Origin of the sequence: Gordonibacter sp. RACS_AR49, assembly GCF_030418435.1 — a bacterium.
Lineage (GTDB): Bacteria > Actinomycetota > Coriobacteriia > Coriobacteriales > Eggerthellaceae > Gordonibacter > Gordonibacter urolithinfaciens.
In genome coordinates, this window is sequence record NZ_JAIUDM010000002.1 from 654,070 (window position 1) to 671,014 (window position 16,945).

At 65.2% G+C, this 16,945-nt stretch carries 12 protein-coding genes; 11 read left to right on the forward strand and 1 reads right to left on the reverse strand.

The genetic code is table 11. From position 1 onward, the window contains the following. The first annotated feature begins 50 nt into the window (after nucleotides 1-50). The 6 genes from LB310_RS07450 to LB310_RS07475 all read left to right on the forward strand — a co-directional run bounded on the left by LB310_RS07450 (nucleotide 51) and on the right by LB310_RS07475 (nucleotide 8,104). Complete coding sequence (locus LB310_RS07450; RefSeq protein ID WP_301154824.1) at nucleotides 51-1,319, forward strand: acetylornithine/succinylornithine family transaminase; 1,269 nt, start codon at nucleotides 51-53, stop codon at nucleotides 1,317-1,319. Between the two features lie 220 nt (nucleotides 1,320-1,539). Then, entirely contained in the window at nucleotides 1,540-1,968 is a 429-nt protein-coding gene (locus tag LB310_RS07455) for an arginine repressor (protein WP_015538624.1), read from the forward strand. Between the two features lie 246 nt (nucleotides 1,969-2,214). After that, nucleotides 2,215-3,546: an argininosuccinate synthase gene (locus LB310_RS07460; RefSeq protein WP_301154825.1), complete on the forward strand. Its 1,332-nt coding sequence runs from the start codon at nucleotides 2,215-2,217 to the stop codon at nucleotides 3,544-3,546. Nucleotides 3,547-3,560: 14 nt separating this feature from the next. Then, on the forward strand, nucleotides 3,561-4,949 hold the full coding sequence (argH, locus tag LB310_RS07465) for an argininosuccinate lyase (protein ID WP_301154826.1): 1,389 nt from the start codon (nucleotides 3,561-3,563) through the stop codon (nucleotides 4,947-4,949). A 265-nt stretch (nucleotides 4,950-5,214) separates the two neighbouring features. Next, a complete protein-coding gene (locus LB310_RS07470; RefSeq protein ID WP_301154827.1) occupies nucleotides 5,215-7,524 on the forward strand; it encodes a transglycosylase domain-containing protein in 2,310 nt (769 codons plus the stop codon). Between the two features lie 76 nt (nucleotides 7,525-7,600). Beyond that, entirely contained in the window at nucleotides 7,601-8,104 is a 504-nt protein-coding gene (locus tag LB310_RS07475; protein WP_301154828.1) for a hypothetical protein, read from the forward strand. Nucleotides 8,105-8,225: 121 nt separating this feature from the next. Here the strand turns inward: LB310_RS07475 and LB310_RS07480 are convergent, their stop codons facing one another. Beyond that, nucleotides 8,226-10,370, reverse strand: coding sequence for a transglycosylase domain-containing protein (locus LB310_RS07480; RefSeq protein ID WP_367316803.1), 2,145 nt, complete (start codon nucleotides 10,368-10,370; stop codon nucleotides 8,226-8,228). Between the two features lie 241 nt (nucleotides 10,371-10,611). On the opposite strand from LB310_RS07480, the gene LB310_RS07485 reads away from it, so the two are divergent. The 5 genes from LB310_RS07485 (at nucleotide 10,612) to LB310_RS07505 (ending at nucleotide 16,558) form a co-directional block, all read left to right on the forward strand. Further along, nucleotides 10,612-13,101 carry a U32 family peptidase gene (locus tag LB310_RS07485; RefSeq protein ID WP_301154830.1) on the forward strand — a complete coding sequence of 830 codons (2,490 nt, stop codon included), beginning with the start codon at nucleotides 10,612-10,614 and terminating at the stop codon, nucleotides 13,099-13,101. A 245-nt stretch (nucleotides 13,102-13,346) separates the two neighbouring features. Further along, nucleotides 13,347-14,558 carry a tyrosine--tRNA ligase gene (gene tyrS / locus LB310_RS07490; RefSeq protein ID WP_096227122.1) on the forward strand — a complete coding sequence of 404 codons (1,212 nt, stop codon included), beginning with the start codon at nucleotides 13,347-13,349 and terminating at the stop codon, nucleotides 14,556-14,558. 153 nt (nucleotides 14,559-14,711) lie between these two features. After that, complete coding sequence (locus tag LB310_RS07495) at nucleotides 14,712-15,203, forward strand: hypothetical protein (RefSeq protein ID WP_096227121.1); 492 nt, start codon at nucleotides 14,712-14,714, stop codon at nucleotides 15,201-15,203. A 24-nt stretch (nucleotides 15,204-15,227) separates the two neighbouring features. Further along, entirely contained in the window at nucleotides 15,228-15,719 is a 492-nt protein-coding gene (locus LB310_RS07500) for an RNA polymerase sigma factor (RefSeq protein ID WP_015538618.1), read from the forward strand. Beyond that, nucleotides 15,716-16,558 (forward strand): hypothetical protein, encoded by an 843-nt coding sequence (locus LB310_RS07505; protein WP_301154831.1) that lies wholly within the window; start codon nucleotides 15,716-15,718, stop codon nucleotides 16,556-16,558. The genes LB310_RS07500 and LB310_RS07505 overlap by 4 nt, the downstream gene beginning before the upstream one ends. Nucleotides 16,559-16,945: the final 387 nt, after the last annotated feature.

Consider the following 16,945-nt stretch of genomic DNA (forward strand, 5'->3'; position numbering starts at 1 on the left):
TCCCTGCTTTGCGCAGGGGAATTCTGCAGCAACCGAACGGAAGGACCGTTATGAGCCTCGAGGAACAGCAGGAACTGGAAGAGAGCTACGTTATGCACACGTTCGGGCGCAAGCCCGTCGAGTTCGTGCGCGGCAGCGGCATGGTGCTCGAGGACGACAAGGGCCGTGAGTACCTGGACTTCATCGCCGGCATCGGCGTCATCAGCCTGGGGCACTGCCATCCGGCCGTCGTCCGCGCGCTGCAGCAGCAGGCGGAAAAGCTCATCCATGTGAGCAACTACTACTATATCGAAGGCCGCGGGGAAGTGGCGCGCCGCCTCTCCGACCTGCTCAACCACGGCGCTCCCGCCGGCGCGGAGCCCTGGCAGAGCTTCTTCGCGAACTCGGGCGCCGAGGCCAACGAGTGTGCCATCAAGCTGGCGCGCCTGCATGCCCGCAAGCGCGCGGAGGCGCACGCGCTCGCCGACGGGGCGGGAGAGGACGAGGCCCGCGCCGCTGCGTCCGCCGCACCCCGCGTCATCGTCACGCTCGACCGCAGCTTCCACGGGCGCACCATGGCCACGCTGGCCGCCACGGCCCAGCCCGCCAAGCAGAAGGCCTTCCAGCCGCTGCCCGACGGCTTCGCCCACACGCCGCCGAACGACGTGGCCGCGCTCGAGGCCCTGTTCGCCGAGCGAGGCGACGAGATCTGCGCCGTCATGGTGGAATGCGTGCAGGGCGAGGGCGGCGTGCATCCGTGCACGTCCGAGTTCCTGCAGGCTGCACGCCGCCTTACCGAGGAGCGCGGCGCGCTGCTCATGTGCGACGAGGTGCAGACGGGCGTCTTCCGCTGCGGCACGCCGTTCGCGTTCCAGCGCTTCGGCATCGTGCCCGACGTCGTGACCATCGCCAAGGGCGTGGCCTCGGGCATGCCCACGGGCATGTGCGCGGCCCGTGCCGACGTGGCCGCCTCGTTCGCTCCCGGCGACCACGGCTCCACGTTCGGCGGCAGCAACCTGGCAGTCGTCGCCGCGCAGGCCACGTTGCGCACGCTCGCGGACGAGGGCTTCGGCGAGCGCGTCGAGCGCGTAGGCGCCTACCTGCGCGCGCGCCTGGCCGAATTGACCCACGTCGTGGAGGTGCGCGGGCTGGGGCTCATGGTGGCTGCCGACCTGGCCGAGTGCGTCGATGCGAACGACGTCGTCCTGCGCGCACTGGGCGAGGGCCTCGTTGTCAACGCCACCGGCCCGCATACGCTGCGCTTCCTGCCCCCGCTCGTCTGCGAGGAGCAGCACGTGGACCAGCTCGTCGAGCGCTTGTCCCGCCTGCTGGGCGCGTAGGGCTGCCCGCTATCGCCTCGAACGCCCGCCGCCTTGGGCGTTCGAGGCGCCCGCTTCACCGAATTTTTCGTACTTTTGGAAATTCCTACTTCGCAAACGCAGTGTCATGAGGTACTATTTACTGCATAAATTTTGCCGGTCTTGCGATTTTCTGCATAACCGTGCGAATGGCTGTGAAACTGTATGTGATAGTGCTCCGCAAGGACAGAGAGTCGAGGGCATGAGGAAACGTCAGCAACGGCATGACATCATCCGCGATATCATTCGCGAGCATAATGTCAAGACGCAGCGCGATCTCGCCGATCAGCTGCAAGCCGCAGGCTACGATTGCACCCAGGCCACCATCTCTCGGGACATCATGGACATGGGCCTGGTGAAGTCCCGCGAAGGCTATTACGTGCTGCCGGAGGAAATGCGCCTCCAGCGCATGGTTTCCGAACTGGTTGAAGAGGTACACGTGGCAGGCAATCTCATCGTGGTCAAGACGTTCTCCGGCGGAGCCGCCGGCGTCTCCGCTGCGCTCGATAAAGCGAGCTTGCGCGGCGCGCTCGGCACCGTTGCCGGTGACAACACGATCATGATCGCTGCCGAGAGCCCCGAGGCCGCTCTTGAAGTTGAGCGTGCCATCGACCGACTGCGACGACGTTAGTCGTCTACTTTAGCGCGAGGGACGCTTTTCTCCCTCCTTTCCCCCAAGGCTGCCCAGCAGCATGAAGTCGTGAGAGCCGCCCGGCGCTCACGCCACCGCGAAAAGCCGCGATGCACACGGGACCCCGTGTATCCGCACGCCGAGAACGGCAGGGCGGAGCCAAGGCCAACCCGTACCCGCATCGGAGACCCGGGCACGAACCAGCTAAAACAAAAAGAAAAAGCAAACGCAGGAAAGGGATTCATCATGGCAGATCAGAAGAAAAAAGCGGTACTGGCATACTCGGGTGGCCTCGACACGTCGTGCTGCATCAAGTGGCTCCAGGAGAACAAGGGCGTCGACGTCATCGCCGTCGTGGGCGACGTGGGACAGGAGCACGAGGGCCTCGAGAAGATCAAGCAGAAGGCGCTCAAATCCGGCGCGCTCGACTGCCTGGTGGTGGACATGCGGGAGACGTTCGCCAAGGAGTACCTGGCCAAGGCGCTCGCTGCCAACGCCATGTACGAGAACAAGTACCCGCTGGTCTCGGCGCTGTCGCGGCCGCTCATCTCCAAGCACCTCGTGGATGCCGCCCACAAGTTCGGCGCGAAGTACATCGCGCACGGCTGCACGGGCAAGGGCAACGACCAGGTGCGCTTCGAGTCGAGCATCACGATGCTGGACCCCGACATCGAGATCCTCGCCCCGGTGCGCGAGTGGGAGCTCAAGACCCGGCCCGAGGAGATGGAGTGGGCGCAGGCCCACGGCATCGAGGTGCCCACCACCAAGAAGTCGCCGTACTCCATCGACGACAACCTGTGGGGCCGGGCCATCGAGTGCGGCGTGCTGGAGGACCCGTGGACCGAGCCGCCGGCGGACATCTACACCATGACGAGCGATCCGATGCAGGCTCCCGACCAGCCCGAATACGTTGAGCTCACGTTCGCGCGCGGCCTGCCCTACATGATCAACGGCGACCAGAAGAGCTTCCTCGGCATCATCTACGCGCTGAACGAGATCGCCGGCAAGCACGGCTACGGCCGCATCGACATGATCGAGAACCGGCTCGTGGGCGTGAAGAGCCGCGAGTGCTACGAGGTGCCGGCGGGTCTCGCGCTCATCCAGGCGCACAAGGCGCTCGAGGACCTCGTGCTCGAGCGGGAAGTGCTGCACTACAAGCTGGGCATGGAGCAGGCCTGGGCCACCGCCGTGTACAACGGCCAGTGGTTCTCGCCGCTCAAGGAGGCCATCGACGCGTTCATGGCGTCCACGCAGCGCTGCCTGTCCGGCACGGTGAGGCTCAAGTTCTACAAGGGCTCCTGCACCGTGGTCGGCCGGAAGAGCGCCTACTCGCTCTACGACTACGCGCTGGCCACCTATGACAAGGACGACGCGTTCGACCACACGGCCGCCAAGGGCTTCATCAAGCTGCAGACGCTCTCCGGCAAGACGTGGGCCTCGAACCGCCGGCAGGAGGGCGCCCCGGCCGAGCTCTTCGACGCCGAGAAGCAGCAGGGTCCCCTCAAGAAGGGCAAGTACGAGGACGTCACCCCGCTCGGCCAGCAAGTGGTGGCCGAAGCCGAAGCCGTCTTGGCGTAAGCGAAAGGAAACCCATGGCACTCTGGTCTGGCAGGTTCACGGAGAACGTGAGCGAGTTCACGCAGCGCTTCGGCGCCTCGCTGCCGGTTGACAAAGCGCTCTACGCGCAGGACATCGCCGGCTCGAAGGCGCACGCGGCCATGCTGGCGAAGGCGGGCGTCATCGCGCAGGCCGACGCCGACGCCATCGCGGGCGGGCTCGGGCGCGTGCAGGAGCGCATCGAGGCGGGGGAGTTCGCGTTCGACATCAACGACGAGGACATACACATGTCGGTGGAGCGCGCGCTCATCGCCGATATCGGCGACGCCGGCGCGCGCCTGCACACGGGCCGCAGCCGCAACGACCAGGTGGCCACCGACACGCGCCTGTTCGCGAAGCAGCGCTGCGAGGACCTCATGGCGGCCAACATCGCGCTGCGCCAGGCGCTCGTCAAGCAGGCCGAGGCGCATCCGGACGTCATCATGCCGGGCTACACGCACCTGCAGCACGCCCAGCCCGTGCTGTTCGCGCACCATATGCTCGCCTACGTGTGGATGCTCGCACGCGACTTCGAGCGCCTGGCTGCCGCCCGCCGCGCCGCCGATGCCAGCCCGCTGGGCGCGGCGGCCCTCGCCGGCACCACGTACCCGCTCGACCGCCAGATGACGGCGGAGTCGCTCGGCTTCTCGCGCGTGATCCCCAACTCGCTCGACGCCGTGTCCGACCGCGACTTCCTGCTCGACCTGTCCTACGCGTGCAGCGTGTCGTGCATGCACCTGTCGCGCCTGTGCGAGGAGATCGTGCTGTGGTCCACGGCCGAGTTCGACTTCATCGAGCTCTCCGACGCGTTCTCCACGGGCTCGTCCATCATGCCGCAGAAGAAGAACCCCGACTTCGCCGAGCTCATCCGCGGAAAGACCGGGCGTGTGGTGGGCGACCTCGTGGCGCTGCTCGTCACCATGAAGGCGCTGCCGCTCGCGTACAACAAGGACCTGCAGGAGGACAAGGAGGGAGCCATCGACGCCGCCAAGACGCTCGAGGACTGCCTCGTGTGCGCCGCCGGCATGATCGAGACGATGGCCGTGAAGCCCGAGAGCATGCGCGCCCAAGCGAAGAAGGGCTACCTGGCCGCCACCGACGTGGCCGACTATCTGGCGAAGAAGGGCATGCCGTTCCGTCGCGCCCACGAGGTGGTGGGGCACCTTGTGCTTTTGTGCGAGCAGCGCGGCTGCGATTTGGACGACCTTGCGCTCGCGGACTTCCAGGCCGAGAGCGACCTCTTCGAGGCCGACATCACCTCCGCGCTCGACCTCGACGCCATCGTGGCCGCCCGCACCACCGAGGGCGGCACGGGCCATGCCGTCGTGGCCGAGCAGCTGGCGCTCGCGAAGCAGGTTCTCGCCGCCGATGAGGCCGCGCTCTAGCCAGCTAGGGCGTGACAGGGGGACGGGGATAATGTCACGCCCCTGTATCTGCTTGAAGGTCGTGAGAGCCCCGTGGGCGTGACATTATCCCCGTCCCCCTGTCACGCCCCTCAACCTCGCGTTCATGCCGCCGGATAATCCGACGGCATTTTTAGGCCTCCCATCGGCCCTTTTGCCTTGTGACCATTTTCCAACAAACTTGTGTTGATTCAAGAGGGCCTGTCCCCCGATGATACAATGGCGAAAGTTTTTTGGAGGTGTTCACGTGGCTTCACGTTCAATGAAGAACCGGCCCAGTGCCAAGAAGAAGCATCCCAAGATCGGGCTGCTCGTCGTCGTCAGCGTGCTGGCGGCTGTAATCGTCGCCGGCGGCGTGGGCGTCTACGCCCTCGGCATGTCCTGGATCGGCGATCTGACGGAGTACGACGTCTCGAATACGGACAATCTCAATACCTCGCTCCCGAGCGAGGCGTGGGACAGCACCAAGACCGTCCAGCTTGCCAAATTCCAGCTGGACAACCGCGAGCCGGTTGAGCTGAACCAGATCAGCCAGTATGTTCTCGACGGAACGGTGGCAACCGAGGACGAGCGCTTCTACGAGCACGGCGGCTTCGACCTGGCCGGCATCGCCCGTGCACTCGTGGTGAACATCACCGGATCGGGTCGCGAGGGTGCCTCGACCATCACGCAGCAGTTCGTGCGCAACACCATCCTCTCCGACGAGATGGATGAGATCTCCATCAAGCGCAAGGTGCGCGAGATGTACCTTTCCGTCAAGCTTGAGGAAGTGTACTCGAAAGACGAGATCCTGCGCATGTACCTCAACACCATCAACTACGGCAACGCCACGTACGGCATCCAGGCCGCCTCGCAGCGCTACTTCTCGAAGGACGCGACCGACTTGACGCTGGCCGAGGCTGCCGCCCTCGTGGGCATTCCCCAGTCGCCGTCTTACAACAACCCGCTTGTCGACGGCGGCAAGAACTGCATAGAGCGACGCAATCTCGTGCTCGACCGGATGCTGTCGAACGGCTACATCACCCAGGAGGAGCACGACGCGGCGCAGCAGGCTCCCCTCGAGGTTAACGAGACCATCCCCACGAACGACGGCATCCTTGCCTACCCGTACTTCACCAGCTACATGCGCCAAGAGCTCAAGGAAGAGCTGGGAATGTCGGAGGCGGAGATACTCAAGGGCGGGTTCACCATCGTCACGACGCTTGACGTCACTGCCCAGGAAGCGGCGGAGCAGGCGGCGAGGGACAAAGCTGCCCAGGCGAACGGGACTGCCGGCCTTGACAACGTGTTCGAGTCCGCCATGGCGGCGGTCGACCCCGAGACGGGCCACATCAAGGCGCTCGTCGGGGGCAGGGATTACTCTGAGAGCCAGGTAAACCTCGCGACGGGCACCGGCGGGGCAGGCCGTCAATCGGGTTCCTCGTTCAAGACGTTCACCCTGGTGGCGGCTATCAAGGCGGGTATCGATCCGCAGACCCTCATCAACTGCTCGGCCACGGCGAAGTTCCCCGGGTGGTCCGTCGAGAACATCAACAAGACGGAGTACGGAACCCGCAGCATCGCGCGTGCCTTCGCTGTGTCTTCGAACACCGGTTTCGCGCGCCTCTGCCTGTCGCTCGGGCCCGACGCCGTGGCCTCGACTGCGAAGGAGATGGGCATCCACTCCGATCTGTCGAGCACCGGCTCCATCACGTTGGGCGTCGACGCGGTGACGCCCCTTGAGATGGCCGAGGCCTACGCCACGCTTGCCAGCGGGGGCGTCCACCACAACACCACCCCCGTCCTGCAAGTTTACAATCGCGATGACGAGCTGGTCGTGGATAACACCACCACCGAGGGAGAGCGGGTGCTCGAGCCCGAGGTCGCCCATGCGGCCCTCAAGGTTATGGAAGGCGTCGTGCAGAGCTCCGAGGGCACCGGCACCGATGCCGCCTTGGCGAACGGGCAAGTTGTCGCAGGCAAGACGGGCACCTCGGACGATTACAAGGACAGTTGGTTCTGCGGCGTGACGCCCCAGATGTCGGTGGCTTTCTGGCTTGGCGACCGTCGCGATTACTTTGGAGACAACTCCTGCGAATCAATCCCGCCGTCGGTGACGGTGGCAAGCGCCTTTGCCAGCTTCATGAACGTGGTGCTCGAAGGACAGCCTGCGGTCGATTTCGCCAATGCCGCCAATCCGCCGTATAAGGCCTATACCGATGCGAAGTACGGGATCGGGGGCACCGCCGGCTCTTCGGGCGAGGATACTTCGAAAGACTCGGACAAGAAGGACGAAGACACCGATTCCAACAGCGCGAACGGGACCAACAACGGCTCGAACTCGGGCGGCACTAACGGATCCAACACGCCGGGAGGGCCATCCGGCGGTGGGACCGACAAGCCCGATCCGGCTCCAACCCCGGACCCCGAGCCCACGCCGGACCCCGAGCCCACGCCCGATCCGGAACCGGAGCCGACTCCCGATCCCGAGCCCACGCCCGATCCGACGACCCCGTCTGCGGCAAGTTTCTCTCTGCCAACGATTTGGTCGCGCACACTTCAAATGCTCGCCGCATAACAGGTAAACTGTTTGCAGGTTGTTTTCGCGCGCCGCATCCAAGCGGCGCTTTACTCGAAAGGGAAGTAGGTTGTACATGAAACGTTCCATGCTCATCAAAGCCGTCGGCGTCATGTGCGCGGCCTTCGTGGCGGTTGCCGCGCTTGTCGGCTGCGCATCGCAGGAAAGCGCTGCGACGAAGCAGCAGTCCGAGAACCGACAGTACATGACGCAGGTCAACCAGACGATGGAAGATCTGCAGAGCCGGCTCGACGGCTTCACCGACGCGGTGTCGCGCGGCGACCTGGTAGGCATGCGGACACAGGCCGACAACGCCTACAAGGCGCTCGACGAGCTGGGCAAGCTGAACGTCCCCGATGATCTCAAGGACATCCAGCAGGAGTACGTCGACGGCACGAACAAGCTGAAGGACGCCCTGAACGCCTACATCGAGCTCTACACGGAAATCGACAGCGCCACCGAGGCGCAGCCTTTTGATTATTCGACGTACGACCAACGCGTAGCCGATATCAAGAGCCTCTACGACGAGGGTATCGGCAAACTTCAGTCGGGCGACAACAAGGCCTCCGAGAAGAACTAGCGGCGGCCTGCGGCGGATCGGCCCTATACGACAACGCACGCTTCATCTAACCAAAACACCCCCTTCCGTAGTTCGCGGAAGGGGGTGTTCTCTATGCAGGAAAGGGCAAAACGTCGAATCGTCACGTGCCGTCAGGTGGAGGATCGGGGTTTGGATCCGGGTCGGGAGGCGGCTCCGGGTCAGGGGTGGGCGTGGGATCTGGCGTGGGGGTTGGGTCAACCGGCTTCGGACCCTTTGACACCACGAGCACTATCTTGCCGTTCTGCACGCTCTGGCTGATGACGGTGCCGGCTGCAACGCTGTTCGAATACTCCTCGGTATAGGAGACGTCGTACCCTTTCAGCAGGGAGGCGGCATCACTCAGCGAAAGCCCAACGGCAGCTGCCGCCTTGGCGGCAAGCCCCTTGTCCTTCTCTTCCTGCGTCTCCTTCGCGTACCTCTCCTTCTGCTCGGTGTTGAAGGCGTTCTTGTACTCGGGATCCTTCGTCTCGGGGAAGGGCACGACCTCCGTGCCCTCGAGGGCCCGCGACATGAAGTCCTGCCACAGGTCGTTGGCTTTGAGGTCCTCGTCGGTGGACTCGTAGTTGCGGTCGCCGATCCAGGCGGCGCACGACAGCTGCGGCGCGTACCCTACGAGCCAATGGTCGGTGAACTGCTGCCCGGTGCCCGTCTTGCCTGCCACGGGCTGGCCGTTGGACGGGCCCTGTCCGTAGGCCGTGCCTTCCGAGCTTTCAAAAACGGTGCGCAGCGTTTTCGTTACGGCGCCAGCGACTTCTTCGGATATCACCCGGGTCGGTTCGTTGCCGTCGGTCGCCGCATCGTATACGACCGTGCCGTCCTTGCCAATGATCTTGGTTATAGCCACGGGATCGTGCCTGACGCCGCCCGACGCGAACGTGGCATAGGCGCTTGCCATGTCGAGGGGGGTCGTGTTGTCGGTGCCGAGCGTGATGATCGGGTAGGGGTTGAAGTCGGCGGTGACTCCGAGCCGATGGGCCATGTCGATGGTGGCGGCAGGCGTGACTTTCTCCATCAGACGAAAATAGCCCGTGTTTGATGAAACCGCCGTGGCTCGCTGTATGGAGCGTATGCCGTAGTTTATGCGGCCGAAGTTCCAGAGGTCGTCGCCGTTGGAGAGCTTCAAAGGGTTGGTGCAATCGATGAGCGTGTTCGGGTTGATGCCCTGCTCGATGGCGGTTGCGAGGGTGAACGCTTTGAACGACGAGCCCGTCGGCCGACCGCCCTGGGTCGCTATGTTGAACTGGTCGGTGAAGTAGTCTTTGCCACCCACGAGGGCCTTCACGTAGCCCGTAGAAGGCTCGATGGCAACCAAGGAAGACTCGAGCTCGTCGGCCATGCGGTCGTTCTGGGCCTCGCAGGTCGCCTCGGCCTTCTCCTGCAAGGCCGGGTCGAGCGACGTGTAGATGGTGTAGCCGCCCTCGAACAGGTCGGCGTAGGAGAGGCCGTAGGGATTGTCCTCGGCCGTCAACAGGTCGCGCACGTAGCTTGTGAAGTACGGGTAGGCGTAGATGCCTTGGGCTGGGGCGTTCGGGGCCAGCTTCAGATCTTCCTCCAGCGGTACCGCCTGGGCTGCATCGTGCTCCTCTTGGGTGATGTCGCCGGCTGTGAGCATACGGTCGAGCACCACGTTGCGGCGCTCCTGGCAGGCCTCCAGGTTCTCCTTCGGGTTGAGATACGTGGGCGACTGGGGGATGCCAACGAGGGCGGCGGCCTGCGACAGCGTTAGGTCGAGCGCCGACACCTGGAAGTAGTTCTGCGCCGCCGCCTCTATGCCGTAGCAGCCGTCGCCGTAGTTGATGGTGTTCAGGTACATGAGGAGTATCTCGTCTTTGGAGTACATCTTCTCCATGTCCACCGCCAGCTGTGCCTCGCGGATCTTGCGCTCGAACGAGATGTCGTTAGCCTCCTCGGACAGCACGGTGTTGCGCACGAGCTGCTGCGTGATGGTGGAGGCGCCCTCGAGCGCCCCTCCGCCCAGGTTGACGAGCACGGCGCGCGCGATGCCGGGGAGGTCCACGCCCGTATGCTCGTAGAAGCGCACGTCCTCCGTGTCCACCGTGCCCTTGAGCACGTAGGGGCTCACCTGGTCGGACGAGGCGAGCGGGTCGCGCTTCTCAAGCTGGAACTCGGCCAAGAGCGTGCTCTGGTCGCCTGCGTACATGGTCGATTCCTGCGCGTAGTTGAACGCGTCGGTGCTCGACAGGCTGGGGAGGTCGCTCGTCCAATCGTCTATGACGTGGAGCACGCCCTGGACGCCTTGATACGCCACGAAGCAGAAAGCCGCTGCCGCAACGAGCAGGAGCCATTTCGCGGCATGGGTGCGCGTTTCGCGCTGTTTTCGCCGTATTTTCATGGTTCGACTATACTACCATACTGCCGTTGCCGAACCGTTACAAGGCGGGTAGCGCGCATAAAAGAGCATGAAGCGGCTGCTCGCACGCATAGTGCCTGTGCAGTCGCATGAGATATGCAGTAAGGAAGCAACTATGTCGAACCAACAAGGCGCCGGGTTGCCGGCTGTGGAGCTGCTCGCCCCGGCGGGGGGCGCAGAGGCGCTGCATGCGGCGGTGGCGGGTGGGGCGGACGCCGTCTACCTGGGATTGGACGCGTTCAACGCGCGGCGCAACGCCGACAACTTCACGCTCGAGACCCTCGGCGAGGCCTGCGACTACGCGCATCTGCGCGGCGTGCGCGTGTACGTGACGCTTAACACCGCCATCCTGCCCTCGGAGGTCGATCGTGCGCTCGAATGCGCAAGGCAGGCGTATCGCGCCGGCGCCGATGCCTTCATCGTGCAGGACGTGGGCGTGGCCGCCGAGCTCTCCCGGTCGCTTTCCCAGGCGCGCCTGCATATCTCCACGCAGATGAACACCCACAACGCTGCCGGCATCGAGGCGGCTGCCAAGCTGGGCGCGCGCCGCGTGACGCTCGCGCGCGAGCTGTCCCTTGCGGAAGTGGAGCATCTGGCGCATGTTGCGTCCGACCTCGGCCTGGAGGTGGAGGCGTTCGCCCACGGCGCCCTGTGCGTGTGCTATTCGGGCCAGTGCTTCATGTCCTCGATGATCGGCGGCCGCTCGGCGAACCGGGGCTTGTGTGCCCAGGCGTGCCGGCTTCCCTACGAGCTACGCAACCGCGCACAGCGCAAGGAGCTGCCGTCGCCGGGCGAGCACCTGCTCTCGCCTCAGGACCTCTGCGCCATCGACCTCATGCCCGAGCTGGTGGCGGCCGGTGCCGCCTCGCTCAAGATAGAGGGGCGCATGAAGTCCGCCGACTACGTGTTCGCGGTGACGTCCGCCTACCGGGCAGTGCTCGACCGCGTGCTGGCCGCGTGCGCTATGGGCGCGATAGGGGAGGATGCCCCCGTGCGCGCCACCGGCGACGAGCGCCGCGCGCTCGAGGAGGCATTCTCGCGCGGCTTCACCACCGCGTACCTCACGGGCCAGCGCGGCAACGACATCATGAGCTACGGGCGCCCCAACAACCGCGGCGTTTTCGTGGGCCGCGTGGCCTACGCGCGCGACGGGGTGGCGGCCATCGCCGCCGAAGAAGAGTTGCATGAAGGCGATGTGCTGGAGTTTTGGACGAACAAGGGCCACTTCGCCCACACGCTCGGCCCCCTCGAGGCCGACAAGGCGGGCAACGTGTGCGCGGCTCCGCAGCGGGCGGTGGGCAAGGGCGACCGCGTGTTCCGCGTGCGCAACTCCGCCACCGGCTTCGCCGACGACCCGTCGGCGCCGCGCGTGGGCGTGGTCGGTTCGGCGCGGCTGCGCATTGGCGAGCCGCTGCGCATCGAGTTCCGGCTTGCCGGCGCGGCGGGTGATGCTGCAGACGCCACCGGCGTGGCGGAGGGCGACGTCGTGGAGGCAGCGCGCACGAAGGCTGTTGCCGCGGCGGACGTCCGGGCGCATATCGACCGGCTCGGGCAGACGCCGTTCCAGCTCGACGCGCTCGACATCGAACTCGACGAGAACGTGGGCATCGGCTTCTCCCAGCTGCACCGCGTGCGCGCCGAAGCGCTCGACAACCTGGGCGCGAGCCTGCTGGCTCCCTATCGCAACCGCATCCTTCCGCGCGTGCAGGAGCGGCCCCACCGGGTCCCGGCCGAGCGCCGGGGCTGCGCCGTTGCCGCATGGGTGACGAACCCTGCCTGCGCGCGTGCCGCCAAGCGCGCCGGCGCCGATACGGTCTACGTTCCAGCTCTCAACTACAAGCGCGGCGAGGCGGTAGTCGCCGGTCAGCGCACGGGCACGGCAGAGCAGGCCGGCTACCCGAAGCAGTGCGTCACGGCGCTGCCCGTGGTCGACCACGACCCGGTGGCCGGCACTCGCGAGGACCTGCTCGGCTTCGACCCCTGGCGCTACGTGAAGCCAGGAAAGCCCGTGCTCGCCGAGAGCCTGGGCGCGGTGCAGCGCGCCGCCGAGCTGGGTGCAGTCGTGGAGGTGGGCCCGCGCCTGCCGCTTGTGAACCGCCTCTCGCTCGAAACGATGGCCGACTGGGGGGTCGAGCGCGTGTGGCTCTCGCCCGAGCTCACGCTCGGCCAGGTGGCCGACCTGGCCGAGAACGCGCCCATCGCGCTCGGCCTGACCATCATCGGCGCACAGGAGCTCATGGTGTGCGAGCACTGCCTGCTCATGAGCCAGGGACCGTGCAACGAGCGGTGCGACGAATGCGCGCGCCGCAAGAGCCCGCACTACCTCAAGGACCGCAAGGACTACGAGTTTCCCGTCGTCACCGATGCGCTGGGGCGCAGCCATGTGTACAACGGCGTGGTGCTCGACGTGGCACAGGTGGTTCCCGACCTCATTGCAGCCGGCCTCTCGGCGCTCATGGTGGATGCCACGCTCATGAACGTCGAGGAGACGGCCGCCGCCGTGGCCCGCGCCGTCCGCGCCCGCGACGTGGCCCAGCGCGACGGCAACGCGCTCGCCAAGACTCCCGGCACCACCAGCGGCCACCTCTACCGAGGGGTCTCGTAAGGGGGAAGCGCCACGATCGCACCCTACGCCCCAGGGGGTGGCAGGGGGACGGGGGTAATCTCACATTCCCAGAAGTTTCGCAGGGCCGTACTGCGCTGGGGAATGTGAGATTATCCCCGTCCCCTGTCACCCCGCAAGCCGGCTCCGCCCTCGCCGCCCTCGCAATCCCGGGCATGTGAAACGCCCCTTGTCGACCACCGATGTGCTAGAATCTCCAACACTATATATAGTAAGGAGAGAGATCGATGCTATCCGCTGAAGAACAACTGCACACCATCGCCTCCGGCGCGGCGCAGATCGTGCCGGAAAGCGCGCTGCTTGAGAAGCTCAAGCGCGGCAAGCCCCTCAATATCAAGCTGGGCGTCGACCCCACGGCCCCCGACATCCACCTCGGGCATGCCGTGCCACTGCGGAAGCTCCGCCAGTTCCAGGATCTCGGCCATGGCGTCACGCTCATCATCGGCGACGGCACCGCGCTCATCGGCGACCCGTCGGGCCGTAACTCCACGCGCCCGCAGCTCACGTCAGAGCAGATCAAGGCCAACGCTCAAACCTATGTGGACCAAGCCTTCAAGATCCTCGATCCCGAGAAGACCACGCTGCGCTACAACTCCGAGTGGCTGCTGTCCCTCAACATGGAGGGCCTCTTGAAGCTGGCCAGCAACTTCACGGTGGCCCGCATCCTCGAGCGCGACGACTTCCACAACCGCTACACGTCGAACCAGTCCATCAGCCTGCACGAGTTCCTTTACCCGCTCATGCAGGCCTACGACTCGGTGGTCATCGAGGCCGACGTGGAGCTCGGCGGCACCGACCAGCTGTTCAACCTGCTGGCCGGCCGCGAGCTCATGGAGAAGATGGGCATGGAGCCGCAGGTGTGCCTGACGCTGCCCCTGCTCGAAGGCACCGACGGCGTGCAGAAGATGTCCAAGAGCTACGGCAACTACATCGGCCTCACCGACGAGCCGGCCGACATGTTCGGCAAGGTCATGTCCATCCCCGACGAGCTCATGGTGAAGTACTACCGCCTGGCCTCCGCGCTGCCGGTGGGCGAGATCGACGAGATCGAGCGCGGCCTGGCAGCCGATGAGCTCCATCCCAACAAGGTGAAGCGCGCGCTGGCGCGCAACATCGTGGCGGCCTACTACGACGAGGCCGCGGCGCAGGCGGCCGAGGAGCAGTTCGACCTCGTGTTCAAGCAGCATGCCGTGCCCGACGACATCCCCGAGTTCGCGGCCGACCTCGCCCCCAACGACGAGGGCACCGTCTACTTGGCCAAGCTCCTCGCCGATGCGGGCCTGGCCGCCAGCGCCGGCGAGGCCCGGCGCCTCATCGACGGCGGCGGCGTGAAGGTGAACGGCGAGCCCGTTCCCGCCAAGTCCTACAACGTGGACCCGGCGATGCTGGCGGGTGCCACGCTCCAGGTAGGCAAGCGCAAGTTCGTGCGCCTGGTCTAGGAAATCTGCCGACGAAGGCCCGTTCCGCCCTTGGCGGGGCGGGCTTTTTCGCATCAAGGGAAAGAATTTGGAAAACGTTGCAAGGATTCGCCTCGCCCGCTCGTGTTAGCGGTGAAGGAAGAAGCGAACCGAACCAACCAGGAGGACCGAAGCATGAAGAAGAGAACCGTCGCCATCGCCCTTGTCGCGTTGCTGGCAGTTGCCGCCGTGCCCACCATCGCCTTCGCCAGCGCCCAGGGCGGCGCCACGACGACGGAGCCTGTAGTCGTGCGGGGGATTGCCGATTCGGCGCCGGCGGCGCAGAAGGCCGTCGAGGCGGCATCGACCGCCGCGCCCGCGTGTCCGGGCTATGTCGATGCCGATAACGATGGCGTTTGCGACAACTACGCAGCCGGCACGTGCGCGCAGGGCGGACACCATCGCGGCTATGTCGACGCCGACAACGACGGTGTCTGCGACAACTACGCCAGCGGCGCGTGCGCCGGTCAAGGCAACGGCTGTGGCCAGGGTGCCGGCTATGTCGATGCGGACGGCAACGGCACGTGCGACAACTACGAGGCAGGCACCTGCCCGGGCAACGGCGCCGGCCACGGTCACGGCCAGGGGGCCGGCGCGGGCCGCGGCCATCACGGCCGCGGCTGCTAGCGCCGTCGTCGCACCGGGCAGGGCATGAGGCCGCACGAGGACATAGAGCAGGCGATGGACGCTCACGGCTCCACGGTGTGGCGCGTGTGCGTCCTCTACTTTCGTGCTTCGGCCGATGCCCAGGATGCGTTCCAGGACACCATGGTCAAATACGCCCTTGCCGACACCGTCTCGTTCAACGACGACGAGCATCGCAAGGCCTGGCTCATTCGCGTGGCTGCCAACACCTGCAAGGACATGCTCAAGGCATCCAGCCGCGCGAACGTTCCCCTTGACGAAGGTGCCTGCGGCGACAAGCTCGTGTCCTGCGACGAGGCGATGCAGCCCGCATCGTTTTCGAGCGAGGTCGTGGACGCCCTGCGTGGGCTGACCGACCCGCCGCGCACGCCCCTCTACCTTTCTCTCTATGAAGGCTACACCGCTCCGGAAATCGCGACGATGGTCGACGCGCCCGTCAACACCGTGTACTCGTGGATTGCACGCGGCAAGATGCTTCTGAAGGAGGCCCTCTCATGAACGATTTGGAGCAACGCGTTCGCGAGGCCTTCGATGAGGTGTCGCTTCCTCCCGAAGTGAGGGCGCGCACGCTTGCCGCCATCGACGATCTGGTACAGCCCAGGGAAGCTTTGCCTTCGAAGCCCCCTGCGCCGCGCATTGTGAAGTGGCGCCGTGCCGCCATCGCCCTTGCAGCGTGCTTGGCGCTGACGGCCGTGGGCCTCATAGGCTCCCGCCTGTACTTCGAGGAGACGGCATTCGTGGGCATCGACGTGAATCCGTCTATCGAGCTTGGCATCAACCGCTTTGACATCGTTGTCTCGGCGAAGGCCTACAACGAGGACGGCGAGGCTCTGCTCCGCGACGTATCGGTTACGGGAAAGCCCTACGACAGCGCCGTGACAACGCTCACCTCGAGCACCGCCTTCGCGCCTTACCTGGAAAGCGATGCCTACATTGCGATAAGCGTGGCTTCCAACGATGCAGGCCAGTCCGACACGCTGCGCACGCAAAGCGACGCCTGCCTGCGCAGCCTGCCTTGCGAGGGCTCCTGTCATACGGTTGACGCGGAGACGCGCGCGGCCGCTTCGGCTGCCGGCATGGGTGCAGGCCGCTATCAGGCGGCACTCCGCCTGCTGGAGCTGGACAGCAGCTTGACGCTCGAAGACTGTGCCTCCATGAGCATGCATGAGCTGCGCAGCCGTATCGCCGCCCTCGAAGGTGGCGAGCCAGAGGGGGAGGGCGGCCAGCAAGGCGGCGCAGGCTGGGGATCCGGTCACGACGGCCCCGCTGGCAACGGCCACGGGCAGGGGGCAGGCCAGGGAAAGGGCGCTTCGGGCAAGGGTCACCACGCCGAATAAGCGCAAGTTTGAAGGATATGTGGCGCCATCCACGATAAGCTTGAAGCTTAATAGTGCTTCATCAGGCGTTTTGCCAAAAGGTGTCGAAAAGTTTTCAAAAACTTGCATTTTCCCATTGCGTTGGTAATAGCTTACCGGTATTATACAAAACCCGCGCTTGAGGAGAGCGTGGGTCGTTCCTTCAGAAGAGAGCTTTTAGGAGCACGAAGATTGCGAGTCCGTTTCAACGGCATCTCGAAAATCTTCGAAAGTTTTTAAAAAAAGTTCTTGACAGGATGGCAACGGGAAGGTAAAGTATCTCCTTGCGCCGCTCGCCCGGAAGGGAGGCGGCGAGGCCCCCCGGAAGGGGAGGCGGGAACCTTGAAAACCGGATATTGCGAGATGAAT

Bases quoted from the DNA above. Each gene is read 5' to 3' on its own strand.
- LB310_RS07450 (WP_301154824.1), top strand. From the start codon at position 51: ATGAGCCTCGAGGAACAGCAGGAACTGGAAGAGAGCTACGTTATGCAC.
- LB310_RS07455 (WP_015538624.1), top strand. From the start codon at position 1,540: ATGAGGAAACGTCAGCAACGGCATGACATCATCCGCGATATCATTCGC.
- LB310_RS07460 (WP_301154825.1), top strand. From the start codon at position 2,215: ATGGCAGATCAGAAGAAAAAAGCGGTACTGGCATACTCGGGTGGCCTC.
- argH (WP_301154826.1), top strand. From the start codon at position 3,561: ATGGCACTCTGGTCTGGCAGGTTCACGGAGAACGTGAGCGAGTTCACG.
- LB310_RS07475 (WP_301154828.1), top strand. From the start codon at position 7,601: ATGAAACGTTCCATGCTCATCAAAGCCGTCGGCGTCATGTGCGCGGCC.
- LB310_RS07485 (WP_301154830.1), top strand. From the start codon at position 10,612: ATGTCGAACCAACAAGGCGCCGGGTTGCCGGCTGTGGAGCTGCTCGCC.
- tyrS (WP_096227122.1), top strand. From the start codon at position 13,347: ATGCTATCCGCTGAAGAACAACTGCACACCATCGCCTCCGGCGCGGCG.
- LB310_RS07495 (WP_096227121.1), top strand. From the start codon at position 14,712: ATGAAGAAGAGAACCGTCGCCATCGCCCTTGTCGCGTTGCTGGCAGTT.
- LB310_RS07500 (WP_015538618.1), top strand. From the start codon at position 15,228: ATGAGGCCGCACGAGGACATAGAGCAGGCGATGGACGCTCACGGCTCC.
- LB310_RS07505 (WP_301154831.1), top strand. From the start codon at position 15,716: ATGAACGATTTGGAGCAACGCGTTCGCGAGGCCTTCGATGAGGTGTCG.